We start from the raw sequence: 25,959 nt of genomic DNA on the forward strand, positions 1-25,959 counted from the left end.
ATCTCTCCTTTAAAAAACTTTATAATTTGTTAGGCGTGATAATACAACATAAGTAATGATTCCAGCGAGAAACAAACTGATATAGTAGTTAGGTAAGAAATAAAATTGATTGATTTTATAGCCACCTAGTAATGCAAAGTAAATGGTTGTCCCCCATATCCATATTTTTAAATGTTTTTGGAAAATAAATATCTTTTGACTATTTTCATTTGGTGACCGCATATATAAATATGTCCCAAGTAGTAAATAAAATATTGTATAGAAAATAGGGACTAACATTGATTTGGCTGAATAATATTTATGAGATTCTGGCTTTCTTAAAGTAGTTGGATCGTTGTCATGCTTCCGGTATTCTGGATCATAGTTATAATCAATAGAAAAGCGATATATTGGTGCAACTATATTTGTTTTTTGATTGATTTCATAAAGTTGTTCATATAGCTTATAATTTTTAGGGTCGGTAGATTCTAAATGATTTATCGTAAAAGTGTAAACTAGTGGAATAAATGTAAGTCCCATTAGTAGCCACGGAATACAAAAAACAACCTGGGAAACAATGCTTCCAGTAAAAGTACCGATGCAAAGTGCAGCTGTATATACTGCAACATAAGAAACAATTGCATAAAGAAAGTATCGATGAAATGGACTAAATGATTGATAATCAAAATGAATAGTTGTTCTATAAATAACATACATAAGAATCCAATTTATAAGTAATGAGCTCACAATACAAAATGAACCGAAAGCCCATTTCGATAAGAAAACATCTTTTCTTTTAAACGGCATCGTCATAAGTAGTGTATTAGATTGGTTACTACGTTCCCAACCTATCAATAAGCAAGCTAAAGCAATGATAAGAAGAGTTAACCAAAAACTATTACCTTCTCCTGAAGAAAAGGTATAAAAATAATAATACTGTTTCCCTTTTTCTTGTAATTCGTAATATTTATCGAGTTCCATCTGAGCACTTCTATAGTATCCTAAAGATAAAAGATAAAGCGAACTAAAGAAGAATAGTAACACAGCATATTTCCCGCGCTTCCAATTCCACATCCACAACGCCTTATGAAACATACCCATCCTCCTCCAGTGTCGTAACGAAGACATCTTCAAGTGACATTGTTAATTCTTCAATGAGTATAGGTTGTTCTTTATAAAACTTCTCCAGTGTTGTAGCTACATTTCCCTCAATTAAGATTGTAAATACTTTTCCTGTTTGATTTAATATTTTAATATTGCTTAAGTTTTCTAGTTTTTGAGGTAATGACCGTTCATAAGCTACTTGTATTTTTGCAAATCGTGATTTTGCATCGTCTAGTGATGTAATAGAAGATATAGTATGGCCTTTTAATATAATGATTGTATCTGCAATTTGTTCCACTTCATCTAAATGGTGAGTTGAGATGAAAATGGTAATCTCTTTTTCTGCAACTTCTCCAACGAGAAACTGCAAAATCTGCCTTTTAACGATAGGATCAAGTCCGTTTGTCGGTTCATCCAAAATGATATATTCTGCTTTTGTAGAAACGGCTAAAATGATGGCAAGCAGTGCTTTCATCCCTTTTGAATAACTACGAATTCGTTTGTTTGGTAAGTTAAAACGTTCTAACAGTTCATAGAAATATGCTTCATCAAATGCGGTATAAACTTCTTTATAAAACTTTACAATTTCTTTTACCGTATATCCGTTCAGTATGTTAGTAGAATCCGGAACATATACGATTTTTTGCTTTATTTCAGGACAATGATGAATGTTTGTATCCTCATATGTAACAGTCCCTGCATCAGGGTCTAAAATGCCTACCATCGTTCGTAATAAAGTTGTTTTCCCCGCGCCGTTTCTTCCGAGTAATCCAATAATACTTCCTCTTTGTAATGTGAAAGAAACATCATCTAAAATTGTTTGATTATCAATTGTCTTCTTCAAGTTTTTCACTCTCAGCATCCGCATTTCCTCCAATCTCTTTATAGTATGAATCTATCCAATCATGAATTTTATCTTTCGTAACACCAAGATAAGAGGCTTCTAATAGTAATTGATGAAATTGCTTTTGAACCATAGCGATTTTCCTTTCGTCTAATGTTGGGGTAATCGATTGGGATACAAATGTTCCTTTTCCTCGTAATGTTTCAATAATTCCTTGTCGCTCTAACTCTTGATACGCTTTACTTACTGTATTTGGATTTATAACGAGTAAAGAAGCGAGTTCGCGTACAGAAGGAAGTTTATCACTTGGAGCTAACATGTTTTTCAATACGAGTTCTTTTATATTTTGAACAATTTGTTCCCATATCGGAGTGTTGCTTCTTGGATCAAGTTGAATATGCAAGAGCAATGTCTCCTTTCTGACTTGTATTAAGTGTACTACTGTATGTAATACACTTAATACAATATAGGTGATGAATATATTTGTCAACTGAAAATATTAGAAAAATATGGTATTAAAAAATAATAAATTGGAAAAAATAGGTTTGATATAGAATGGAGGGTTAGTCATGAAGCGAGTTTTTGGAATACTTGTTTGTTTCATGTTATTGCTTTCTGGTACTTCAGTTAGTTTCGCACAATCTGAGAAGACGAAGCAGGAAAAAACAGAAGAAACAACACCGAAGTTAGCGGAACAAGCGTCATCAGCAATTGTAATTGAACAAGATACAGGTAAAGTTTTGTTTGATAAAAATCCAAATGAGAAGTTACCACCTGCTAGTATGACGAAGATTATGACAATGCTATTAATTATGGAACAAGTTGAAAAAGGAAAACTAAAACTGACCGATAAAGTTAGAGCAAGTGAGCATGCAGCTTCAATGGGTGGATCACAAATCTTTTTAGAGCCTGGAGAAGAGATGACTGTAAATGAAATGCTAAAAGGTATTGCTATTGCATCTGGAAATGATGCGTCTGTTGCAGTAGCGGAGCATATCGCGGGTTCAGAAGAAGGTTTTGTAAATATGATGAACAAAAAAGCGAAAGATTTAGGACTGAAAAATACTCATTTTCAAAATCCAACAGGTCTTCCGGCTAAAGACCATTATTCCACAGCAAATGATATGGCTATAATGGCAAAAGAATTGATGAAGTACCCACTTATTCGCAAATATACAGGTAAATACGAAGACTATTTACGAGAAGATACGGATAAGAAGTTTTGGCTCGTGAATACGAATAAGTTAGTACGTTTTTATCCTGGAGTAGATGGTGTGAAAACGGGCTTTACGACAGAAGCAAAATATTGTTTAACAGCATCGGCTGAAAAAAATGGCATGCGTGTTATTTCAGTTGTTATGGGAGCACCTACATCGAAAGAACGGAATAATCAAGTAACAAAGCTTCTTGACTATGCATTTGGACAATATATGACAAAGAAATTGTATACACGTGGCGAAAAAATTAAGACTGTACAAGTAGGAAAAGGGAAAAAAGAAAAAGTAGATTTAGTTGCGTCAGACAATGTGTCTCTTCTTATGAAGAAGGGCGAAAATATGGACAAAGTAAAGCAAGAAGTAATTGCTGAAAAGAAAGTGAAAGCGCCGATTAAAAAAGGTGACGCGCTTGGTACACTTGTTATTAAAAAAGATAAAGATGTTTTATTAAAACAAACAATTGTAGCAAAAGAAGATGTTGCTGCAGCGAGCTGGTGGGAGTTATTTAAAAGAAGTTTTGGGATGTTTTCAACATCAAAATAGCGGCAAACATTTTGCCGCTTTTCTATTCGTATGAAAGTAAATAATTGCCGAATGTTTTCACTTTATGGCGAAATAGTTCTTCTTTTGTCAGCAGGAAGGATTCTTATGTTGTATCACGAAAATCTTTATGTATGTAAATGAGTAAAGTTTGAGCATAAGGAGGAAATCGTGTGAGTCTTTCCATGCAATTAGAAGTAAAGCGTGACGTCCTATGTGTGAGACTAGCGGGTGAATTAGATCATCATACTGCTGAAGAGTTGCGAACGAAAGTAACAGATATGATTGAGACACATGGTGTTCATCATATTGTTTTGAGCCTAGAGAACTTATCGTTTATGGATAGTTCTGGTTTAGGTGTTATATTAGGCCGATATAAGCATGTAAAGGGATTAGGTGGAGAAATGGTTGTTTGTGCAATTTCACCGCCTGTTAAGCGTTTATTTGAAATGTCGGGCTTATTTAAAATTGTTCGCTTAGAAGAAAGTGAAGCGCATGCGCTCGCGACGTTGGGGGTGGCATAAATGAGAAATGAAATGAACCTTCAATTTTCAGCATTAAGTCAAAATGAATCATTCGCTCGCGTTACAGTAGCTGCTTTCATTGCGCAACTAGATCCAACGATGGAAGAACTTACGGAGATTAAAACAGTTGTGTCAGAAGCAGTTACGAATGCAATTATTCATGGATACGATGGAAATGCAGAAGGTGTTGTTTATATTTCTGTAATTTTGGAAGAAGCAATGGTGAAACTCACGATTCGAGATGAAGGGATTGGCATCTTTGATTTAGATGAAGCAAGACAACCCCTTTTTACAACTAAACCTGAATTAGAGCGTTCCGGAATGGGATTTACTATCATGGAAAATTTTATGGATGAAGTAGAAGTTATTTCAAACGAATCTTTCGGGACAACAATCCATTTGACAAAATACTTATCAAATAGTAACGCTCTATGCAATTAAGGAGAATAGCCTATGGACATAGAGGTCAAAAATGAGAAGAAGAAACCTCAGTTAAAGGACCACGAGCTAAAAGCGTTAATTCAACAAAGTCAAGATGGAGATCAACAAGCGAGAGATACAATCGTTCAAAGTAATATGCGTCTCGTATGGTCGGTTGTGCAGCGTTTTCTTAATCGAGGATACGAACCAGACGATTTATTTCAAATTGGATGTATTGGGCTCTTAAAATCGGTAGATAAATTTGATTTATCTTTCGACGTGAAATTTTCAACATATGCAGTTCCAATGATTATTGGAGAAATACAACGATTTTTACGTGATGATGGATCAGTGAAAGTAAGTAGATCTTTAAAAGAAACAGGAAATAAAATTCGAAAGATGAGAGACGAGCTTTCGAAAGAATTCGGAAGGGCACCAACAATTAACGAAGTAGCCGAAGCGTTAGAACTAACGCCAGAAGAAGTGGTTCTGGCGCAAGAAGCAAGTCGTGCTCCTTCATCCATACATGAAACGGTGTATGAAAACGATGGAGATCCAATCACTATTTTAGATCAAATTGCTGATCAATCTGAAACGAAATGGTTTGATAAAATTGCTTTAAAAGAAGCAATTAGAGAATTAGATGATCGAGAACGTTTAATTGTATATTTACGCTACTATAAAGACCAAACCCAATCAGAAGTAGCGGAGCGCATAGGTATTTCGCAAGTACAAGTTTCAAGACTTGAAAAGAAAATATTAAAACAGATGAAAGATCGAATAGATGAGTAGCTATCTATTCGATTTTTTTTATGACTTTAATTTAGTAGAGATTGTAAACTTCCGTAAAAATTAACAGAATTTATTGATAATTTAGTAAATTTAAAATATAATCCAAGTATGAACTTGTCACAAAGGGGGAAGGAAATATGGAAACGAGGCAACAATGGGGAACGAGGGCCGGATTCATTTTCGCAGCGGTCGGCTCTGCCGTTGGATTAGGAAACATATGGCGTTTTCCTTATACAGCGTATGAAAATGGGGGAGGCGCATTCTTTTTACCGTACTTATTCGCATTATTAACGACTGGTATTTCATTATTGGCGTTTGAATTTGCTCTTGGGCATCGTCATCGTGGCTCGGCGCCACTTACATTCTTCCGTATTAGTCCGCGTGCTGAATTTATCGGATGGTGGCAAATGTGTGTAACGTTTATCGTTTCAACATATTATGCAGTAATTATTGCTTGGTCTATTTCCTATACGTACTTTGCAATTACTGGAGCATGGGGGAAAGACACACAATCATTTTTATTTAAAGAGTATTTGCATGTTGCAGATAAGCCTGGACAGTTTGGAGGGCTCGTACCGGAAGTATTAATTCCATTAGCTCTCGTTTGGATTATCGTGCTCGGTGTAGCATTTAAAGGAGTTAAAAAAGGAATCGAAGTTGTTAATCGTATTTTCATCCCTTTATTAGTTGTTATGTTCCTTATTATCGTAGTTCGTGCAGTGACGATGGAAGGTGCAATGCAAGGGTTGGATGCATTCTTCAAACCAGATTGGAGTCGTATTTTTGATGGGAAAGTATGGCTTGCTGCTTATGGTCAAATTTTCTTTAGCTTATCTTTAGCATTTGGAATTATGATTACGTATTCTAGTTATTTACCGAAAAACTCAGATACAACAAATAATGCCTTTATTACTGGCTTTGCAAACTCAGGATTTGAATTGTTAGCTGGGATTGGGGTCTTTGCAGCTCTTGGATTTATGGCAAATAATATGGGAGTACCAGTTGATAAAGTAGCAAGTGCTGGTGTAGGACTTGCGTTCGTAGTATTCCCGCAAATCATTAATGAGTTACCGATGTCACCGTTATTTGGCGTATTATTTTTCTTATCATTAACGGTTGCTGGAATTACATCCCTCATTTCACTTGCGGAAGTATGTTTTGCTGCCGTATCTGAAAAGTTCAGCTTAAGTCGCCAAAAAACAATTGGAATTATGGGGACGCTTCTCGTACTAGTTTCTCTTGTTTTTGCAACACGTGGCGGGCTTATGTTCCTAGATGTTGTTGATTATTTCGCTAATAACTTCGGATTAATTTCAATTGCATTAGCGGAAGTGGTTACGATAGGGCTCATTCTACGCCGTTTACCAGTTTACCAAAATCATGCAAACTTCGTATCTGATATTAAGTTAGGGACGTTTTGGAGAGTAAGTTTACTCGTTATTACCCCGCTTATGTTAGGGTACATGTTAATTGATGGCACAATCCAAAATATTAAAAAGAACTACGGAGATTATCCAACGGAGTTTGTCGTAACATATGGTTGGTCAATTGCAGCAGCCTTCCTTATCGTTGCACTAATCATTAGTATAAAGAAATGGAATGCACAAATACATTCAGATTCTGCTAAGCTTGAAAAAGAATGGAAAGATCGGGGTGTTTCATAATGAGCGGATCAGCGATTATGATGATGGTGATTGGTATGGTAGTCATTTGGGGAGGACTCGCATTAAGTATTGCAAATTTATTTAAGAAAAAGGCATAAACTAAAAAACATCTGTACCGAAACGGTACAGATGTTTTTTTATGAAAAAATTGTATTAGAAAAAAATTCAATAACCATACTACAACTACGAGGAAGAGTGAAGAGGTGAATAGAAATTGGAACAAACAATTTATATTAAAATGCGTAATCGATTAAAAGTTTCTCCTACGTATGAAGTGAAACTACGTGATGTCGCTCAACTTGCTGGAGATACTGAGGTAGTTGAGTCGTTACAGGATGAGGTAGTTTACAAAATAACAGCGCATGATAAGACACATGTTGTAATTGATGTTATGAAAATTATTGAGATTATTAGGCGAAAAGCGGCTCATATACAAATTAATTTACTCGGTTCTGGACAAATTCTTGTTGAAATTATATATGAAAAAAAGAAAGTACATCCGGTTTTCTTCGGACTTGTATGGTTGTTACTTTTTATTGGAGCGGCTCTTGCGATCATTTATTTCCATGAAGATGTAAGCATGCAACAAGTGCACCAGCGGTTATATTACATGATTACGGGAGAATTTAAGGCGCAGCCACTGCTATTTCAAATTCCTTATTCAGTAGGTCTTGGGTTAGGTATGGTCTTATTTTTTAATCATGTATTTCAAAAGCGAATTAATGAAGAGCCGAGTCCGTTAGAAGTGGAGATGTTCCAATATCAGCAGTCACTTGACCAATATGTAATTGTTCATGAAAACAAGGACAATATGAAACAACTTGCCGATGATTGAGTCTGGGCTTGTTATTTTAATTGGTTTAGCGGGAGGAATTGCAGTGGGTAGCGGATATGTCGCATTTTTAGCTGTACTTGGTATAATCCCCCGTCTAGCTCAATTAACGAGAAGTGGAAAGCACATTCAATATTTTGAGTGGGCAGTTATTGCAGGTACGTTAACAGGAGCTTGGTGTAGTTTGAAAAACATTACATTTCAAACGTCGCAATATTGGCTTGTTATATTAGGAATATTTTGTGGCACATTCATTGGAATGCTTGCAGCCGCATTAACAGAAGTGTTAAATGTTTTACCTATTTTAGCGAAACGAGTAGGGGTAGAAGGGAAAATCATTGTTTTACTCGTTGCTCTTGTACTTGGCAAAGTAATAGGCTCATTGTTTCACTGGATTTATTTCGTAAAGTAGGAGGCAGTATATAAATGACAGGGCGAAAACTAAAGGATGATTACATAAATAAAGTGAAGGAGTACCATCCAAAACCAAACTATTTCCTAAATTGTGTCAAGGCATTTCTTGTAGGTGGATTCATTTGTACTGTCGGAGAAGTATTGATGAAATTTTATATACATTATTTTCATTTCAGTGAACAAGAGGCAGGAAATCCGACAGTTGCAACGCTTGTATTATTATCAGCGATTTTAACAGGTTGTGGTGTATATGATAAAATCGGTCAATTTGCTGGAGCGGGATCGGCCGTACCTGTTACGGGATTTGCGAATTCTATGGCGAGCGCTGCGCTAGAACATAAGAGTGAAGGAATTGTGCTTGGGGTTGCTACAAATATGTTTAAGCTAGCGGGAAGTGTTATCGTTTTTGGGGTCGTTGGTGCATACGTTATTGGATTAATAAGATATACTTTTAACATTTTTATGTCTTAAAGGAGGGGCTAGTATGAGGTTGACCGGAAAACAAACGTGGGTATTTCAAAATGATATTTATGTGAATGCAACCGGTACTGCTGTCGGTCCAAAAGAAGCTGAGGGCCCTCTTGGGAAGGATTTTGATATTTCATATGATGATTTACATTGCGGAGAGGAAAACTGGGAACTTGCTGAACGAAGGTTAATGTCAGATTCAATTCAACAAGTCTTGCAAAAAGGAAATGTAAAAACATCACAAATTGATTTCTTTTTAGCGGGTGATTTATTAAATCAAACAGTGACAGCAAATTATGTTGCGCGTAGGTGGGGGATTCCCTTTTTAGGGATGTTTAGCGCTTGTGCAACCTCGATGGAGACTTTAGCGGTTGGATCAGCCTTTATAGATGGTGGATTCGCAAATCGTGTTTTAGCGACGGTAAGTAGTCATAATGCAACGGCTGAAAGACAGTTCCGTTATCCAACAGAGTATGGGGGACAAAAACCAGGAACAGCAAATTCCACTGTTACAGGTGCGGGATCCATATTAATTAGTAAAGAAAAAAGTGCTATTAAAATTACGGCAGCTACGATTGGAAAAGTGCAAGATTTAGGGATTGCGAATCCTTTAGATATGGGGTCGGCGATGGCACCTGCTGCTGCTCATACAATTCAACAACACTTTGAAGATTTGAAGAGAAGTGCAGCAAATTATGATTTGATTGTTACTGGTGATTTATCAGCTATTGGGACACCAATAGCAAAACAACTGTTACTGGAAGAAGGTTATGATCTTGGGCATATATATAATGATTGCGGATTAATGATTTATGATCCCGGTCAAGAAGAAGTATTTGCCGGTGGTAGTGGTTGTGCTTGTTCAGCTGTTGTCACATATGGTCATTTATTAAGCGAGATGCAAAAAGGGAATTTACAACGAATTTTTGTCGTTGCTACTGGTGCGTTATTAAGTCCGATGATGATGCAGCAGAAAGAAACCATTCCAACAATTGCACATGGTGTCGTATTTGAGAGAGTGAAGGGAGAGTGAATTGTGGATTTTATATATGCATTTCTTGTAGGAGGCGCCATTTGTGTAATTGGACAGGTATTGTTAGATTTCGCAAAGTTAACACCAGCCCATTTAATGGCTACCTTTGTAGTTATAGGAGCAGTTTTAGATGGATTTGGATTGTACGATAAGCTTATAAAGTTTGCTGGTGCTGGGGCGACAGTTCCTATTACAAGTTTTGGACATTCACTATTACATGGGGCAATGCATGCGGCAGAAAAACACGGATATATTGGGATTGGTATGGGTATGTTTAGTTTAACGTCTGCAGGCATTTCTGCAGCGATATTATTTTCATTTTTTGTAGCACTTATATGTAAACCGAAAGGATAAATCAAATGAGACGAAGGGTTGTTTTGGTCACAGATGGAGATGAATATGCAAAGCGAACAATTGAGCTTTTAACGAAGGAATTTGGGGGAAGGTGTATTTCAGCATCACAAAGTAATCCAACCAAATTGACAGGGAAGAAAGTTGTTGAGCTTATTATGCAAACGCCATATGACCCTGTATTTGTCATGTTTGATGACAGTGGATTTATTGGAGAAGGATCTGGTGAAAAGGCTTTAAAATATGTAGCCACACATAAACAAATTGATGTACTGGGGATTTTGGCAGTAGCGTCTAATACACATCATTGGGAATGGGCACGTGTAGATGTCAGTGTAGATCGAAACGGGAATTTAACCGAATACGGTGTTGATAAATTTGGACTACCAGATGGTGAAATTGGCAGAATTAGCGGAGATACAATTTATTGTTTAGATGATCTGAATGTTCCTGTCATTGTGGGAGTTGGTGATATTGGTAAGATGTGTGGAAACGATGAATGGGAGAGAGGATCACCTATTACTAGAAAAGCGATTCAATTAATTTTGGAAAGGAGTGGTTTTTATGACGAAGCCTAAAAAAGTGGATATCCCTATTTCATCTTTCATAAGTGATAATGAAAATTACTTAAAGCAAACAGCTGGACTGGGTGTTACATACGACGTTGGCATTCGTAAATTTCAAATTTTAAATAAAGAAATTGGTGTGTTATTTGTAAACGGACTTTGTGATACAAATTATATTATCCCTATTTTAGAAGAAGCGGTGGATACAAATGAGATAAGGGATGTAGAAGAAGATACAGTGAAGCTTTTAGAGAATCGTTTAATCCATCAACAAGTAAGCAAAGTGAAAACGATGGATGAGGTAATGCTCCAAGTATTATCAGGACTTATTGTTATATTTGTGGAAGGTGAAACGGAAGCGTTCGCAATAGATGTTCGCAGCTATCCAGGACGAACACCGACAGAACCTGATACTGAAAAAGTAGTACGCGGTGCGAGGGATGGATTTGTTGAAAATATCGTTGTAAATACAGCGTTAATTCGTAGGAGAATTCGAGATCCACGTCTTCGAAATGAAATGATTCGAGTAGGAGATAGATCCCAAACTGATATTTGTATTACATATGTTCAAGATGTTGCAAATCCAGATTTAGTAAAGATTATAAAGCAAGAATTAAATAACATTGATGTCGATGGAATTACGATGGCGGATAAAACAGTGGAAGAATTTGTTGTAAAGCAAAGCTATAATCCATTCCCGCTTATTCGATATACAGAAAGACCGGATGTAGCGGCGAATCATTTATTAGAAGGACATGTGTTAGTACTAGTTGATACATCACCGAGTGCTATGATTACTCCAACAACATATTTCCACCATTTACAGCATGCGGAAGAGTTTAGACAAAATCCAGCTGTCGGTACATTTTTACGTTGGGTACGCTTTTTAGGTGTCTTATTCTCCTTATTTTTACTACCATTTTGGTTAGTGTTTGTATTTGATCCAACTCTTTTACCAGAAAAACTTGCTTTCATTGGACCGACTAAGATGACACATTTACCAATTCTATTACAGGTGTTGATGGCCGAAATCGGACTTGAGTTTTTAAGGATGGCAGCCATTCATACGCCAACGCCGTTATCTTCTGCTGCAGGGTTAATTTCCGCCATATTAATTGGTCAAATAGCAATCGATGTAGGTTTGTTTGTACCAGAAGTTATTTTGTATGTAGCAGTTTCTATGATCGGTGCATATGCAACACCGAGTTATGAATTAGGATTAGGAAATAAAGTTGGAAAATTGTTTGTTATTATTTTAACAGGTCTCTTCCATGAGATGGGATTTGTAATTGGTATGACGATATTGATTTTATTTTTAACGTCTATAAAAAGTTTACAAACGCCTTATTTATGGCCGTTTTTACCATTTGATTGGGGTGCATTAACAAAAATTCTACTTCGCCCGACGATGTCTAGTTTAAAAGTACGACCAAGTATTGTAAGACCTCAAAATGTAAAAAGACAAAAATAAACGGGATTATACACCCGTTTATTTTTTTAGCAAAAATTTATTGTTTTTTAACAAAAATCAAACATTTTTTGTGTACACTTAGAGTAGATATTGTGTATGGAAGGGGAAGAGGACATGATTAAATTATTTGTAAGTGATTTAGATGATACGCTCGTTTACAATGTGAATCATATGCAAAAAGAAGATGAACGTGCACTTTGTTGGTTAGCTGAAAAAGGGACAAATATTTGTTTTGCCTCTGGCCGCTTTACTCATCGAATTGATGAAGTCGTAAATAGGTTTGCATTCCCGTATTACACAACTAGTTTAAATGGAGCAACGATGTTACTGCCGGATGGAAAAATATTTCATGAATCAAGTTTTGAAGATGGGATTGCCCAGGAAATATATCGATATATCCATAAAAAGGGACTAGCAGATATTGTTTGTGCAAATGAGCAACGGTATACAAAAAGAAAGAATGAACATCATCATACTTTTGAAACGTATATGGGCGTGCATATTGCTGAGATAGAAGCATTAGAAGAGGAATTTGGTAAGACTGTACATCCTGCGAAATTGTTTGTTTTTGGGGAAGAAGAGACAATTGCAGCATTAGATCAAGAGTTACGAGATACATTTCAGAGCGAAGCGGAAGTTTTTATGTCTGGTAAACGCTATGTTGACATTATGCCAAGGGGAGTAAGTAAAGGGAGTGCTTTAAGGCGACTAATGGAACATTTACAAATTGAAGCAAATGAAGTTGCATGCATTGGAGATTCTTTCAATGATATTTCTATGTTTGAAGTAACTCCGCATTCATTTACTCTACATCATGCTCATCCATATGTGAAGAATAAGGCAAATCATATTGTTCGTTCGGTCGAAGAAGCTGTTATGAAATTGCCATTACTTGTATAAAAAAAGAAGCTCGTCACTGACGAGCTTCTTTTTACTTGAATAACGATTTAACAAAATCAATGATACTTGAGAAGAAATCTTTAACTTTATCTAGGAAACCTTGCCCTTCTTCAGATCCTAAAAAGGCAGAAACGTGTTCTTTTGCTTTATTTAACTGATTGCCAACTTGATTCCAATCGATATTAAGATTTTTCATTTTATCAAATAGCGCAACTAAGTTATCTAACTGTTCATCCGTTAATGTAATACCAAGTTGATCCGCAATTTTTTTAATTAATGAACGTAAATCTTCAGTCGTTTTTGGCTGTTCTTTGGCAATTTCTTCTTTAATTTTTGCAACAAGTTGAACTGCTTTTTCTTCACCAATTTTATCGCCGAGCTGAGCTGTTTGCACCATTTCTTCATTTGCTACTTTTTTTACTTCCTCAGGAATTGCTTTGTTCGATGTTGTTTCATAGGCTTTCATTAAACCGGTTAAAGCAGCAGTTCCTGAAACTTTAAATGGTGCAGTAATTTGAATTTCTGCATCTTTCACACCTGCTGTAATAAGTGCGTTTGTGTACATTGCATCTGTTATCGAATTAATGTTTTTTGAACGTACAATGAGACCAGAACCTGGCTTTGTGTATGTAATCATAGAAGAGGAAATTGCTCTCGTACCAATTTGGGCTTTTGGAACAATCCCTTCTAGAAATTTATGTTCTTCCGCATTAGACACAGTAATGATTGTAGCATCTTTTGGTGCTTTCATTTCTTTTAACAGATCTTGTTTTTGTTGTTCAGACAAGTTTTCTCCTAGTGTAACAATTGATTCTCCTTCGATGATGTCTGCAAACGAAGCTGTTGGCATCATAAATACCGTTACAGCCAATAGCAGAGCTAGTAATTTCGTTTTCACGAAAAATCGCTCCCTTTCTCTTTCTAAAATTTTCGGGCAACACAGTTATTATAGTATATATTTCTTATTTGTCACCTAGCTTTTTCCACATTTCGAAAAAGAAGTATCTAGATTGTCGGATTCTTTTTGTTTCTAGTCATGAATGTGGTAATATAGTGCTGAGATAGTTGAAAGGAGACATATACGTATGAAAACTTTAGGATACATATTAATGGAAAATGGTGAAAAAATCGAGTTAGAATTTTTCCCAGAAGAGGCACCAAAAACAGTAGAAAACTTTAAAAAACTAGCAGAGCAAGGATTTTATGATGGTGTGACATTCCACCGCGTTATTCCTGGCTTCGTAAGCCAAGGTGGAGATCCAACAGGAACAGGTGCAGGGGGCCCAGGTTACTCTATCCCATGTGAAACTGATGGAAATCCTCATAGACACCTTGTAGGTTCACTTTCTATGGCTCATGCTGGCCGTAATACAGGCGGTAGCCAATTCTTTGTTGTTCATGAGCCACAACCGCATTTAGATGGTGTACATACTGTATTCGGTAAAGCAACAAGCGGTATTGAAACAGTATTAAACATGCGTCAAGGCGATGTAATGAAAGAAGTTAAAGTTTGGGAAGAATAAGTTAATGGGAAAAGAGAGCTATTGCTCTCTTTTTTGTTTTTTAATAGGAATGGGTATTTCGTTTGCAGTACATGATACAAGTAGTACTGTTATTGTAGCGAAAATATGGCGCTTATAAGAACAAAATTTTGACAAATTACATAGAATACATTAGATTTCATGTTTCAATAAATATTTTTATTACATTAATTTTGCTAGAATTCATTTGCTCTCAGGTGATGAATATTGAAGTGGTAATGAGCGGTGGATGTTTCTTTTTACTTTCATATAACAGCGTTTCTTAGTTAATCTACTTAGAAAAAATAGTACTGAAACATATATTTGACTTTCTTCTTTTCGCTTTGTATGATTATCAAGTTGTTTTAGGCCCTTCTCACTCTGTTGAAAATATTGTAAAATGAATGTGATATGAAAAGAGTGGTTGAGGGGATTAATAGTTTGTAACTTTTGTAAGAAGGGATAATGGTTATGTTAATTCGTTTTAAAAAAAGTTATGAAAAGATTGCAATGGGGCTTCTTTCATTTATGCCAACTGAAAAAGATGTGAAAACATTACAATTGACTATGAAAGATTATGAAGCAAAGGATGATTGGCAATTGTATTTGTGGAAACAAAACGAAGATTTTGTTGGGATAATGGGGATTGTAAAAAAAGAGAATCAAGTGTTGGAAATTCAGCATTTGAGTGTGAACCCGTCTCATCGTCATATGGGTATTGGGACGAAGATGGTTCAAGAGTTAAAGAGTAAATTTCTTGAGTTTACAATTTGCGGAAATGAGCAAACAGCAAGTTTTTGCAAAAAGTGTAAAGGGCTAGAACAAAATATACATTCGTAAAAGCAGAGATAAGTGGTTTATTATCTCTGCTTTCTTTTTTGTAATTGTTCGTTTCGTTCAGCGATGACCTCTGTTCGATCACGTAATGTGTGCTTATGTATTATATATTCATTAGAAGTAGCATTCACGTCTTTCCAAGGAAGGTTTTGTTTCTGACATAATTCCATGCAGTGCTTTTCTAATGCTGTATCCGATAACGGTAAAAATAACGGTGTAAAACTCTCTTCTTTCTGTATAGATTGCAATCTATCCTGGAGTAAGCATAGAAGTTGTGTCTGATTTATTCCTAAACGTAGTAAAGGTGCACTGTTTTTTTCTAAAATCGTTATGGCGCTTTTCATCATCTTCTCTGCGCCATTCCAGTTAGAGCGTCTTTGATGGTATAAAGAAACTGCAATTTGAATAAGACCGACTAAATAATTATCACGATTTCCTCTCGGTTTTGTTTTCCAATATTCTTCCAGTGTTTCGTGGCATTCAAAATAATCATAATCTCCGTGAAAATGAATTAAAAATTGTATGTATTCGGTAGGATACATTTTCTTCACCCCTGTTTAACGGTTATAAATACAAGTGTATCATAGAAATATAAACAATAAACGACTAGGGAATTGTCCCTAGTCGTTATTGTTCATATTAGCAGAAGCAAGCTGCCCCTACAATAATTAGTAAAATAAACAATACAACAAGTAATGCGAACCCACCGCTAAAACCGCAATCAACGTGACCCATAGTTTTTTGACCTCCTACATTGTTCTTACTACACTGTTATCATATGAAGCGGTGGGCATGATGATATAGGCATAGGTCTATTTTTAATTAAATTTCTTAAAAAGGTTGGATAGAACATGAGTATGCTCTATACTTATGTTGTTATAGAAAAAATGTGGTGGGATGCTTTGTGCAGTATAATTTTAAAGTAGAGGCTTTTGAAGGGCCTTTAGATTTATTGTTACATTTAATACATCGTTATGAAATTGACATATATAATATTCCTGTAGCGGAAATTACAGAGCAATATTTATCTTATGTTCATACGATGAAAGAACTACAGTTAGATGTTGCAAGTGAGTATTTAGTAATGGCTGCGACTTTATTACAAATTAAAAGTAAAATGTTGTTGCCGAAACATGAAGAAGATGTACTTGATAACGGTGATGACTTTATAGATGATCCTCGTCAAGAATTGATGGAGAGGTTAATTGAATATAAGAAATATAAGCAAGTTGCTACTGAGCTAAAAGAAAGAGAACAAGAAAGAGCACAGCTATATACACGTCCGCCAATTGATTTTACATCGTTACAACAAGAAGAGGAGACAAACTTGCCTCTTGATGTTACGTTATATGATATGCTAGCGGCATTTCAAAAATTAATGCGCCGTAAAAAAGCAAAGAAACCTGTAACAACACGTATTACTCGTCAAGAAATACCAATTGAAAAGCGCATGATTGATATTTTAAAACAGTTAGAAATACAAGGTGGTCGTCAAAGTTTTTATGATTTGTTTGTTGATGATGAACGGGAAATAATGGTTGTAACATTTTTAGCGGTTCTTGAGCTTATGAAAAATCAACAAATCATAATTGAACAAGAACATAATTTTGATGAAATTTTCGTATCAAGCTCTACTAAATCTGCATAGATTTAGTATGGAAAATGGGATGGGAATAATATATCTCATGCTAGGTTTGAATGTATCGTTTGGAACAAGAGAAAAAATATTGAACCGAACGCATTGATTGTGATTCGGTTTTTTGATGTGTATTTTTATGGAGAAAATTGGAGGAAGGAGCTCGTAAAATGGATAGAAAAGAACAGAAATCAATCATTGAAGGGCTTTTATTTGTTTCTGGTGATGAAGGGATTTATCCAGAACAAATAGCGAAAGTGCTTGAGATTGAAGGAAATGAAGTAATCGATATTTTAGAAGAAATGCAAAAAGAATGTGAAGGTGCACACCGCGGTTTGCAAATTGTACAGTATGCAAAAGTATATCGTTTTGCTACAAAGAAAGAACATGCTTCGTACTATCAAAAATTAATAGATATCCCAACAGCTGCTTCACTTTCTCAAGCTGCTTTAGAAACGTTAGCGATTGTGGCATATCGTCAACCTATTACAAGGACTGAAATGGAAGAGATTAGAGGGGTGAAAACCGATAAGGCGTTACAAACGTTAGTTTCACACTTACTTATAAAAGAAATGGGAAGAGCAGAAGGGCCAGGGCGTCCTATTTTATATGGAACAACGAAAGAATTTTTGGATACATTTGGATTGAAAACATTAGATGATTTACCGGCACTTTCTGAAGAGAATGAACAAATGAATGAAGCAGATTTATTCTTTGGTTCTTTACAGGAGATATCGAAATAAAAGCTTAGCATTTTGCTAAGCTTTTTTTGTATATCAATTATATACCGTGCCATACTAATTGAAAAAAGGAGACGAGTTATGAGAAGTATGCGAGGTATTTTATTGTTAGTTTCTGTTTTGTTATGCTTTTCTTTAAATAGTGCATCGGCTAAAAGATATATGATGTCTATTCATACCGCGTCTCCTTTACATATGCAGCGGCAACATTTTGGTAAAATGAAAGTGAGTTTTTTAAAAGTTGGACAAGGTGATGCGACACTTATTACATTACCAAATGGACAAACGATGTTAATTGACGGGGGACCTTATGAAGCCGGAGAGGTTATCATTCAAAAACTAATCGAAAAAGGGATTAACCATTTAGATGCTATCGTCAGTACGCATCCTGATATGGACCACATTGGAGGACTTATTCCGATTGTAGAGCAAATGCCGGTATCGCTTATATTAGATAGTGGAAAAACATATAGTTCTTTTACGTATCACACATACCGGAATCATATTAAAAAAAGAGGAATTCCTTTCGTTTCAGTAAAAGAGGGACAATACATACCGCTAGATCCGCATGTTTCCATACAAGTATTAAACAATGGGAAATCAAAAGATGAAAATAATGAATCTTCAATTGTGTTGAAGGTACGATACGGAAAAGCGGATTTTTTACTAATGGGTGATGCTGATGTGCGGACGGAAACTGAAATATTAAAGCAATTTGATGTACATGCAGATGTGTTAAAGGTGGGACATCATGGCTCCTATACTTCAACAAGTGAAATGTTTATAAAAAAAGTAGAACCACAGTTTGCGATTCTTTCATATGGAAGCAGAAATCCATATGGACATCCGCATCAAAGTGTAGTGAGACGCTTAAAACAGCATGGTATAATGATATATGGAACAAATAAACGTACAGTAGAAATGGAAACAGACGGCGAGCATATTACAATAGGCTCTAGTGGATTAATGCCATTACTTAAGTGAGTAATATGATAGGGGATATTCTCCCTTTTTGGAAAACTGAATAACATATATTATAATTGCAAGAGACGTACTAAGTTTCCTTTTTGTTAAACAAAGAGGAAATTTCATTCGAATGTCTAGACAACTACTCGTGCATATATTAAGATGGAATTAGGCGAATAAGGTAATAATAACAAGTAGGTATTTCATGGGAAAGGATCGATGAAAATGAAAACGCAAGTTGTCATCAATGCCAAAATTTATACAGGTCAAGAAGTAGTGGAAAACGGATTTATTCGTTACGCAGAAACAATTAAAGAAATTGGTTTGATGGCTCAATATGTATCACAAGAAAATGAAGCGGTTTTAGATGCAGCAGGGAAGATTGTGATTCCAGGTATGATTGATGTTCATATTCATGGTGGATACGATATTGATGCGATGGATGCAAATAGCGATGGATTAGTAACTCTAGGTAAAGAAATGTTAAAAGAAGGAGTTACAACTTACTTTCCAACAACAATGACACAAGCTCCAGAAGCAATCGAAGCGGCACTACATGCTGCGAAGGAAGCGAAAGAAAAAGGAGCACATTTCGAATATATTCACTTAGAAGGACCGTATGTTTCAAAAAAACGTGCAGGTGCACAACCACTTGAACATATTGTTCCTGCGAATATTGAACAATTTAAACAATGGCAGGAAGCAAGCGGGAATCTAATTAAATTAGTAACATATGCACCTGAAGAAGAAGGTGCGTTAGAGTTTGAGCAGTATCTTGCTGAAACTGGTGTTGTTGGCACAATGGGGCATACAGATGCAATTGATGCGCAACTAAAAAATAGAAACATTACACATGCAACGCATTTATACAATCAAATGCGTGGATTACATCACCGAGAACCAGGAGTTGTTGGTCATGTGTTATTAAATCCAGATGTAATGGTTGAAGTAATTACAGATGGTATTCATATTCACCCTGATATGGTGAAATTAGCATATAAATTAAAAGGACCGAAAAAAGTAAGTGTTATTACTGACGCAATGCGTGCAAAAGGTCTTGAAGATGGATTATATGAGCTTGGCGGACAGCCAGTACATGTAAAAGATGGTAGTGCTCGATTAGAAGATGGAACGTTAGCTGGTAGTATTCTAAAAATGGATCAAGCTTTCCGAAATGTAATTGAATTTACAGGTTGTTCAATCGAAGATGCAGTACTGATGACATCAGTTAACCAAGCAGAAGAGTTTGGATTAAATCATAAAGGTGCATTAGCGGTAGGAAAAGATGCAGACTTTGTTGTGATGAATGAAGATTTACATGTATATGATACGGTTCGTTTAGGAATTCATATGAAGGAAGGGAAGTAATTAAATGAATATTCTTGTTGTAAAAACTCCAGAAGAACTAGCAGAAGCAGGATATAAATTAATTGAAGAAGTTGTAAAAACAAAAGAAAATCCAACATTAGGAATGGCTACAGGAAGCTCTCCATTAGGTATTTATGCAGAAATGCGAAAAAATAAACTTGATACAAGCCGTGTAACCACTGTAAACTTAGATGAGTACGTAAATTTACCACATGAAGATAAAAACAGCTATCACTATTTCATGCAAGAACAGTTGTTTGATCATCTTCCATTTAAACAAACTTATGTACCAAACGGGATGGCAAGTGATTTAGAGGAAGAGTGCAAACGTTACGAGGGCATTCTAGCTGCTAACCCAGTTGACCTACAGATTCTTGGAATCGGTGAAAACGGTCACATCGGATTTAACGAACCAGGAACACTGTTTAATTCTCCAACAAACATTATTGAATTAACAGAATCTACACGCCAAGCAAACCTTCGCTTCTTCGAAAAAGAAGAAGATGTGCCAACGCATGCGATTACAATGGGAATTGGAAGCATTATGAAAGCGAAACAAATTCTACTTGTTGCTATGGGTTCTAAAAAGGCAGAAGCTGTGAAAGAATTATTGCAAGGTGAATATAGCGAAGCGTGTCCTGCTACAGTTTTACAACGTCATCCGAATGTAACCGTAATCGCTGATCAAGAAGCTCTATCTTTATGCAGTGAGGCGATTGCTGATGAACATCGACAAGTATTCACCATTTCCGATCTATTATCAGATTCAAGAGTGGGTGAAACAGCTAATTGAGGACGGCGAATGGAAGCCGGGAGATAAAATCCCATCTGAGAATGAACTTTGCGATAAGTTCGAAGTGAGTCGTATGACAATCAGACAGGCGATTAATAATTTAGTGGAACAAGGTTATTTATATCGGAAACGTGGAATCGGTACGTTTGTCCAACTTCCGAAAGTGGAACAAAAATTGCAAGGAATGACGGGATTCACAGAAGATATGATTTCTCGTGGGATGAACCCAAGTAGTCAATTACTTAGTTTCCGCCTAGTTCCAGCTACTGCGAAAATAGCAGACCGGTTGAGAATACAGGAGGGAGAGTCGGTTTATGAAGTGAGGCGTATACGTTTAGCTGATGATGAACCGATTGCTTTTGAGACGACATATTTGTCGCCAGCTCTTGTAAAAGATATTAACGAAGAAATATTGCAACAATCTTTATATGAACATTTAGAGAAAAAACTGGGCTTTAAACTTGTTAGCGCTACTCAATCAATTGAAGCTTCAATTGCAACGGATAATGAAGCTGAACATCTGCATATTCCTAAAAAGGCGCCAGTGCTTGTAATGCGTCAATGGTCATATTCAGAAGGTGAAGTACCGTTAGAGTATGTGAAATGTATTTATCGTGGGGATCGTTATAAGTTTATTACAAACATCGCACGTAACAAATAATATATTTCAGTTCGTGAAGTACAGTTAATGTCAAATTGTTTAACATGTAAAGAAAAAATACGACTCATCCTTACAAGGAGTGAGTCGTATTTTTATTATGAGTAATTACGTGGTTAACAGCATCTTTAACTGTATTTACTACATAGTGAGCGTGTTCTTTTACTGCTTCATCTGCTTGAGACATAGCAAAACTGTGAGGAGTTAAAGAAAACATCGGGATATCATTATAAGAATCCCCTATGCAAGCAACTTCCTCTGGTTGTAGTTGAAACTCTTTTAATAAAACAGAAATAGCAGCCCCTTTACTAATATTAGGTGGCATTACATCTAAACATTGTTCTGCTGAAATGAATGTACTAACTTTTCCGTGGAATTTTTCATCAATTTTTTTCTGAAGGAGTTGTAAGCTTTCCTTTGTTCCACCGACAGAGATTTTATTTGGGAAAATTGTATCATCAATTTTCTGTAATAGATGCGGTTCTTCAACAGAAGTCATCGTTACTTGTTGTTCAAGCTCTTGAATGAACGGTGTTTTCTCTTCAATGTAATAATTATGCTCATCACTTACATAACGAAAATAAGGATCTTCATTTGTCATTGCTAACAGATCAGGTAGAATACTCGAATCGAATGTTGCGGATAATAGTTGCTTGTTTTCATGTGTGTACACGAAAACACCATTTACACTAATACGATGGAAATTTGTATTTACAGTTTTCATTAAGTCTGCAATTTCATTATCCAATCGGCCAGAAGCGAAACAAAGAATAACATTTTGCTCAGCAAGACTACGAAGTGCTTCAATATCTTGTTCGTCAATTAACCCTCCGTGTTGCATCATTGTACCATCGATATCACTTACAAACATTTTAATCATGTTGTTATCTCCTTTCTATGTACAGTTGCTCTTACATTATACGCATCATATATAAACATGTCTAAAAAATGAATTTTTATAAAATGGTAGATGTTTTACATTGACGACAAAGAAGAATGTTCTGTAACATAAAAGCAGGCTATTTAAGTACGAGGGTGGTGTTATATGAATAATTATCTAGAAATTAAAAAAGTTTTAAATAATAATGTCATCATTGCTAGCCATCCTGAACATGAGGAAGTAGTAGTGATTGGTAAAGGAATTGGATTTGGGAAAAAAGCGAAAGATGTATTGGAGCAAGAACAAATTGAAAAAATGTTTGTTTTAAAAAATGAACGTGATCGTGAACAATACAAACTGTTAGTGCCGCATGTGAGTGAAAAACTAATTGAATTAATGAATGATATTATGTTCTACATTCAAGAAAAAGCAAAATCACCATTGAATGAACATATTCATATCGCTTTAACAGATCATATTTCTTTTGCGATTAAGCGGTTAAAACAAGGACTTACAATTGATAATCCTTTTTTAGTTGAAACGAAAATGCTCTATCCAGAGGAATATGAAATTGCTGAAGGTGTTGTAGACCTTTTAAATTCTCGTTTACAAATTACATTGCCAGAAGGAGAAATTGGTTTTATTGCACTCCATATTTACAGTTCGCTTACAAATTCAGATTTATCTTCAGTTAATCAAAACTCCCGTCTCATTGCACAGCTTGTATCTTTAATTGAGACAAACTTACAAATTACATTAGACCAAGAAAGTATCCACTATTTACGCCTTATCCGTCATTTACAATACGCAATTGAACGGGTAAAAAAAGGGGAAAAAGTAGAGGAATCACAAAGTTTTGCTGATTTATTAAAGGCAGAATATCCTGTCTGTTATAATTTAGCTTGGAAGCTAGTTAAGGTCATGCAAAAAGAATTGCAACTTCCTGTGTATGAAGCAGAGAGCATATATTTAACGATGCACCTGCAGCGCTTAGTGAAAGCAGAGCATGTGTAAAAAGACATATATTTTTGTCTAAAATGAAAACGTTAAAAAAAATCATTGAATCGCTTACAATAGTTATGTATAATAACTATTGCAAAGTTATACAAATTTCGACAAACACATTAAGGTAAGTAACGAAAACGTTTGCCTTAATTATAGTGAACTTATACGTAAACCTATTTTTGACACGTGTTACTGATTCGATCAGGCATGAGTGGAGAAAAGCAAGGAATGTAAGCTTGAGAAAGGGATATACTACCCTTTGTATAGCTATCGTTCTATCTTTTTTTCCTCATGTCTTTTTGGCGTTTGTCGGAAGGTATCAATATAGATAAGAGAGGAAGGGTTTCCATGTTTAAGAAGATCTTTGGTGTTCTTCAAAAAGTCGGAAAAGCGTTAATGCTTCCAGTAGCGATTTTACCGGCAGCAGGTATTTTACTTGGATTTGGTAATGCATTTCAAAATCCACAGTTAACAAATGTTATTCCTGCTTTAAAAGCAGATTGGTTCGTAATGGTAGCAAAAATTATGGAACAATCTGGTGATATTATTTTCGCTAACCTTGCATTATTATTCGCAGTTGGGGTAGCAATTGGTTTAGCTGGTGGAGACGGAGTAGCTGGATTAGCAGCGTTCGTCGGCTACTTAATTATGAACAAAACGATGAGTGTGTTCTTAGAAGTAGATAAGCTAGTGAAAGTAACAAGTTCTGGAGCAGACCCAGTAAAAATTGGATTTACAGATCCAGCATATGCAAACGTATTAGGAATTCCAACGCTACAAACGGGAGTGTTTGGTGGTATTATCGTCGGTATAGTAGCGGCATATTGCTACAATAAATACTTCAACATTGAATTACCATCATACTTAGGTTTCTTCGCAGGTAAGCGTTTCGTACCGATCGCAACTGCAACATTCTCTTTAGTAGTAGGTATAATCATGTGTTTCATTTGGCCATACATTCAAGGTGGCTTAAATACGTTCTCACATCAAATGATTGATGCAAATAGAACATTAGCAGCATTCATATTCGGTTTAATTGAACGTTCATTAATTCCATTCGGATTACATCATATTTTCTATTCACCGTTCTGGTTCGAATTCGGTCAGTATACAAATGCAGCTGGCGAATTAATCCGTGGTGACCAAAAAATCTTTATGGCACAGTTAAAAGACGGTGTAGAATTAACAGCAGGTACATTTACAACTGGTAAGTATCCGTTCATGATGTTCGGTCTTCCAGCAGCAGCATTAGCAATGTACCATGAAGCACGTCCAGAAAATAAAAAATTAGCAGCTGGTATTTTAGGTTCTGCTGCATTAACATCTTTCTTAACAGGTATTACAGAACCACTTGAATTTTCATTCTTATTCGTAGCACCAGTACTATTCGGAATTCACGCAGTATTCGCTGGTCTATCATTTATGACAATGCAAATTTTAGGTGTTAAAATTGGTATGACATTCTCTGGTGGTTTAATCGACTTTATGTTATTCGGTGTACTGCCAGGCCGTACAGCATGGTGGTGGGTAATTATTGTTGGTCTTGTACTAGCAGTTATTTACTACTTCGGATTCCGCTTTGCAATCCGTAAATGGGATTTAAAAACACCTGGTCGTGAAGTAGCAAATGCGAATGACGGCGCAGGTAAAACAGAAGCAGGAGAACTTCCACGTGAAGTATTAGTAGCACTTGGTGGTAAAGAAAACATTGCTTCTTTAGACGCTTGTATTACTCGTTTACGTGTTCAAGTTAACGAACAAAAGAATGTAAACAAAGATCGCTTAAAAGAGCTTGGAGCAGCTGGTGTACTTGAAGTTGGAAATAACATTCAAGCTATTTTTGGACCGAAATCTGACACATTAAAATCACAAATTCATGATATTATGTCAGGTCGTACACCTCATGTTGAAAAAGAAGAGCCTGTAAAGGTAGAAGAAACTCCTAAACAAGTTGATGAAAACGAAACAATCGTATCACCAATTGAAGGGAAAATCTTACCGATTACAGAAGTACCTGATCAAGTATTCTCAGGAAAAATGATGGGAGACGGATTTGCAATCGAGCCAACAGAAGGAACAGTAGTTTCTCCAGTTAACGGTGAGATCGTCAACGTATTCCCTACAAAGCATGCGATTGGTATTCAATCTGAAGGTGGAAAAGAAATTTTAATCCACTTCGGTATTGATACTGTAAAATTAAATGGTGAAGGTTTTGAAGCACTTGTAGCACAAGGCGACAAAGTGAAACAAGGACAACCATTATTAAAAGTAGATCTTGCATTTGTAAAAGAAAATGCACCATCTATCATTACACCAATTGTCTTTACGAATTTACAACAAGGACAACAAGTCGAATTGAAAAAAGATGGAAATGTTAAGAAGGGCGAAAACGCTATTATTGACATTCAGTAGGAATTTGACGCAAAATGTTTATAAT

The 25,959-nt window shown here is 35.8% G+C and carries 31 protein-coding genes and 1 pseudogene; 25 read left to right on the plus strand and 7 right to left on the minus strand.

The genetic code is table 11. The features are described from left to right. Positions 1-9: 9 nt before the first annotated feature. From ACSG5Z_RS12185 to ACSG5Z_RS12195, 3 genes are read right to left on the minus strand one after another with little or no spacing between them, the layout of a single operon-like run. Positions 10-1,074 carry an ABC transporter permease subunit gene (locus ACSG5Z_RS12185; protein WP_435711494.1) on the minus strand — a complete coding sequence of 355 codons (1,065 nt, stop codon included), beginning with the start codon at positions 1,072-1,074 and terminating at the stop codon, positions 10-12. After that, positions 1,064-1,945 (minus strand): ABC transporter ATP-binding protein, encoded by an 882-nt coding sequence (locus tag ACSG5Z_RS12190; protein ID WP_435711495.1) that lies wholly within the window; start codon positions 1,943-1,945, stop codon positions 1,064-1,066. The genes ACSG5Z_RS12185 and ACSG5Z_RS12190 overlap by 11 nt, the downstream gene beginning before the upstream one ends. Next, positions 1,911-2,330, minus strand: coding sequence for a GntR family transcriptional regulator (locus tag ACSG5Z_RS12195; RefSeq protein WP_000548043.1), 420 nt, complete (start codon positions 2,328-2,330; stop codon positions 1,911-1,913). The genes ACSG5Z_RS12190 and ACSG5Z_RS12195 overlap by 35 nt, the downstream gene beginning before the upstream one ends. 166 nt (positions 2,331-2,496) lie before the next feature. Here ACSG5Z_RS12195 and dacF point away from each other — a divergent pair, with 166 nt between their 5' ends. From dacF to ACSG5Z_RS12265, 14 genes are all read left to right on the plus strand, one after another. After that, positions 2,497-3,687 carry a serine-type D-Ala-D-Ala carboxypeptidase DacF gene (gene dacF / locus ACSG5Z_RS12200; protein ID WP_000831992.1) on the plus strand — a complete coding sequence of 397 codons (1,191 nt, stop codon included), beginning with the start codon at positions 2,497-2,499 and terminating at the stop codon, positions 3,685-3,687. 170 nt (positions 3,688-3,857) lie between these two features. Beyond that, a complete protein-coding gene (gene spoIIAA / locus ACSG5Z_RS12205) occupies positions 3,858-4,208 on the plus strand; it encodes an anti-sigma F factor antagonist (protein WP_000059133.1) in 351 nt (116 codons plus the stop codon). After that, entirely contained in the window at positions 4,209-4,649 is a 441-nt protein-coding gene (gene spoIIAB, locus ACSG5Z_RS12210) for an anti-sigma F factor (protein ID WP_048546248.1), read from the plus strand. It begins immediately after the preceding gene. Between the two features lie 12 nt (positions 4,650-4,661). Continuing rightward, a complete protein-coding gene (gene sigF, locus ACSG5Z_RS12215; protein WP_000350733.1) occupies positions 4,662-5,420 on the plus strand; it encodes an RNA polymerase sporulation sigma factor SigF in 759 nt (252 codons plus the stop codon). Positions 5,421-5,557: 137 nt separating this feature from the next. Next, positions 5,558-7,084: a sodium-dependent transporter gene (locus ACSG5Z_RS12220; RefSeq protein ID WP_000450092.1), complete on the plus strand. Its 1,527-nt coding sequence runs from the start codon at positions 5,558-5,560 to the stop codon at positions 7,082-7,084. Further along, entirely contained in the window at positions 7,084-7,182 is a 99-nt protein-coding gene (locus ACSG5Z_RS12225) for a methionine/alanine import family NSS transporter small subunit (protein ID WP_000016829.1), read from the plus strand. The genes ACSG5Z_RS12220 and ACSG5Z_RS12225 overlap by 1 nt, the downstream gene beginning before the upstream one ends. A 116-nt stretch (positions 7,183-7,298) precedes the next feature. Further along, a complete protein-coding gene (spoVAA, locus tag ACSG5Z_RS12230) occupies positions 7,299-7,919 on the plus strand; it encodes a stage V sporulation protein SpoVAA (RefSeq protein WP_435711496.1) in 621 nt (206 codons plus the stop codon). Beyond that, positions 7,912-8,328, plus strand: coding sequence for a stage V sporulation protein SpoVAB (spoVAB, locus tag ACSG5Z_RS12235; RefSeq protein WP_106101682.1), 417 nt, complete (start codon positions 7,912-7,914; stop codon positions 8,326-8,328). Before spoVAA ends, spoVAB begins: the two co-directional genes overlap by 8 nt. Positions 8,329-8,342: 14 nt before the next feature. Next, entirely contained in the window at positions 8,343-8,801 is a 459-nt protein-coding gene (gene spoVAC, locus ACSG5Z_RS12240) for a stage V sporulation protein AC (RefSeq protein WP_000147730.1), read from the plus strand. 13 nt (positions 8,802-8,814) lie between these two features. After that, on the plus strand, positions 8,815-9,831 hold the full coding sequence (spoVAD, locus tag ACSG5Z_RS12245) for a stage V sporulation protein AD (protein ID WP_262748934.1): 1,017 nt from the start codon (positions 8,815-8,817) through the stop codon (positions 9,829-9,831). 3 nt (positions 9,832-9,834) lie between these two features. After that, entirely contained in the window at positions 9,835-10,185 is a 351-nt protein-coding gene (gene spoVAE / locus ACSG5Z_RS12250; RefSeq protein WP_000345909.1) for a stage V sporulation protein AE, read from the plus strand. Positions 10,186-10,190: 5 nt separating this feature from the next. Next, the gene (spoVAEA, locus tag ACSG5Z_RS12255; RefSeq protein ID WP_001254416.1) at positions 10,191-10,760 is read left to right on the plus strand and encodes a stage V sporulation protein SpoVABEA; all 570 of its coding nucleotides are present in this window, start codon (positions 10,191-10,193) and stop codon (positions 10,758-10,760) included. Beyond that, positions 10,747-12,219, plus strand: coding sequence for a spore germination protein SpoVAF (gene spoVAF / locus ACSG5Z_RS12260; RefSeq protein ID WP_087985122.1), 1,473 nt, complete (start codon positions 10,747-10,749; stop codon positions 12,217-12,219). Before spoVAEA ends, spoVAF begins: the two co-directional genes overlap by 14 nt. Positions 12,220-12,315: 96 nt before the next feature. Beyond that, on the plus strand, positions 12,316-13,119 hold the full coding sequence (locus ACSG5Z_RS12265) for a Cof-type HAD-IIB family hydrolase (RefSeq protein ID WP_002008448.1): 804 nt from the start codon (positions 12,316-12,318) through the stop codon (positions 13,117-13,119). 31 nt (positions 13,120-13,150) lie between these two features. Here the strand turns inward: ACSG5Z_RS12265 and ACSG5Z_RS12270 are convergent, their stop codons facing one another. Then, complete coding sequence (locus ACSG5Z_RS12270; RefSeq protein WP_435711497.1) at positions 13,151-14,017, minus strand: DUF1002 domain-containing protein; 867 nt, start codon at positions 14,015-14,017, stop codon at positions 13,151-13,153. A 187-nt stretch (positions 14,018-14,204) separates the two neighbouring features. Between ACSG5Z_RS12270 and ACSG5Z_RS12275 the strand changes: the two genes are divergently transcribed. The 3 genes and pseudogenes from ACSG5Z_RS12275 to ribT all read left to right on the plus strand — a co-directional run bounded on the left by ACSG5Z_RS12275 (position 14,205) and on the right by ribT (position 15,479). Further along, entirely contained in the window at positions 14,205-14,642 is a 438-nt protein-coding gene (locus ACSG5Z_RS12275; protein WP_000853789.1) for a peptidylprolyl isomerase, read from the plus strand. 218 nt (positions 14,643-14,860) lie between these two features. After that, a pseudogene (locus ACSG5Z_RS12280) lies at positions 14,861-15,043 on the plus strand (hypothetical protein). Between the two features lie 67 nt (positions 15,044-15,110). After that, complete coding sequence (gene ribT / locus ACSG5Z_RS12285) at positions 15,111-15,479, plus strand: GNAT family N-acetyltransferase RibT (protein WP_000908397.1); 369 nt, start codon at positions 15,111-15,113, stop codon at positions 15,477-15,479. 20 nt (positions 15,480-15,499) lie between these two features. Here ribT and ACSG5Z_RS12290 read toward each other — a convergent pair whose 3' ends face one another. Both ACSG5Z_RS12290 and ACSG5Z_RS12295 read right to left on the minus strand, forming a co-directional pair. After that, on the minus strand, positions 15,500-16,018 hold the full coding sequence (locus tag ACSG5Z_RS12290) for a DUF309 domain-containing protein (protein WP_000283609.1): 519 nt from the start codon (positions 16,016-16,018) through the stop codon (positions 15,500-15,502). A gap of 97 nt (positions 16,019-16,115) precedes the next feature. Further along, positions 16,116-16,211: a YjcZ family sporulation protein gene (locus ACSG5Z_RS12295; RefSeq protein WP_000510194.1), complete on the minus strand. Its 96-nt coding sequence runs from the start codon at positions 16,209-16,211 to the stop codon at positions 16,116-16,118. Positions 16,212-16,380: 169 nt separating this feature from the next. Here ACSG5Z_RS12295 and ACSG5Z_RS12300 point away from each other — a divergent pair, with 169 nt between their 5' ends. From ACSG5Z_RS12300 to phnF, 6 genes are all read left to right on the plus strand, one after another. Next, positions 16,381-17,124, plus strand: a complete 744-nt coding sequence (locus ACSG5Z_RS12300) for a segregation/condensation protein A (RefSeq protein ID WP_001199757.1) — start codon at positions 16,381-16,383, stop codon at positions 17,122-17,124. Positions 17,125-17,282: 158 nt separating this feature from the next. After that, positions 17,283-17,855 (plus strand): segregation/condensation protein ScpB, encoded by a 573-nt coding sequence (gene scpB / locus ACSG5Z_RS12305; RefSeq protein ID WP_000375162.1) that lies wholly within the window; start codon positions 17,283-17,285, stop codon positions 17,853-17,855. Between the two features lie 78 nt (positions 17,856-17,933). Further along, the gene (locus tag ACSG5Z_RS12310) at positions 17,934-18,836 is read left to right on the plus strand and encodes a ComEC/Rec2 family competence protein (RefSeq protein ID WP_001257286.1); all 903 of its coding nucleotides are present in this window, start codon (positions 17,934-17,936) and stop codon (positions 18,834-18,836) included. Between the two features lie 207 nt (positions 18,837-19,043). After that, positions 19,044-20,186 carry an N-acetylglucosamine-6-phosphate deacetylase gene (gene nagA / locus ACSG5Z_RS12315; RefSeq protein ID WP_002107769.1) on the plus strand — a complete coding sequence of 381 codons (1,143 nt, stop codon included), beginning with the start codon at positions 19,044-19,046 and terminating at the stop codon, positions 20,184-20,186. Between the two features lie 4 nt (positions 20,187-20,190). Next, positions 20,191-20,979 carry a glucosamine-6-phosphate deaminase gene (gene nagB / locus ACSG5Z_RS12320; protein ID WP_435711498.1) on the plus strand — a complete coding sequence of 263 codons (789 nt, stop codon included), beginning with the start codon at positions 20,191-20,193 and terminating at the stop codon, positions 20,977-20,979. Then, complete coding sequence (gene phnF, locus ACSG5Z_RS12325) at positions 20,909-21,640, plus strand: phosphonate metabolism transcriptional regulator PhnF (protein ID WP_002194085.1); 732 nt, start codon at positions 20,909-20,911, stop codon at positions 21,638-21,640. The genes nagB and phnF overlap by 71 nt, the downstream gene beginning before the upstream one ends. 70 nt (positions 21,641-21,710) lie before the next feature. On the opposite strand, the gene ACSG5Z_RS12330 is transcribed toward phnF, so the two are convergent. Then, a complete protein-coding gene (locus ACSG5Z_RS12330; RefSeq protein ID WP_088608107.1) occupies positions 21,711-22,517 on the minus strand; it encodes a Cof-type HAD-IIB family hydrolase in 807 nt (268 codons plus the stop codon). Between the two features lie 165 nt (positions 22,518-22,682). On the opposite strand from ACSG5Z_RS12330, the gene glcT reads away from it, so the two are divergent. Further along, a complete protein-coding gene (glcT, locus tag ACSG5Z_RS12335; protein ID WP_001067321.1) occupies positions 22,683-23,531 on the plus strand; it encodes a glucose PTS transporter transcription antiterminator GlcT in 849 nt (282 codons plus the stop codon). A 339-nt stretch (positions 23,532-23,870) separates the two neighbouring features. Further along, positions 23,871-25,934 carry a PTS glucose transporter subunit IIABC gene (ptsG, locus tag ACSG5Z_RS12340; protein WP_000473194.1) on the plus strand — a complete coding sequence of 688 codons (2,064 nt, stop codon included), beginning with the start codon at positions 23,871-23,873 and terminating at the stop codon, positions 25,932-25,934. Positions 25,935-25,959: the final 25 nt, after the last annotated feature.

The organism is Bacillus pretiosus, from assembly GCF_051294775.1.
Lineage (GTDB): Bacteria > Bacillota > Bacilli > Bacillales > Bacillaceae_G > Bacillus_A > Bacillus_A wiedmannii.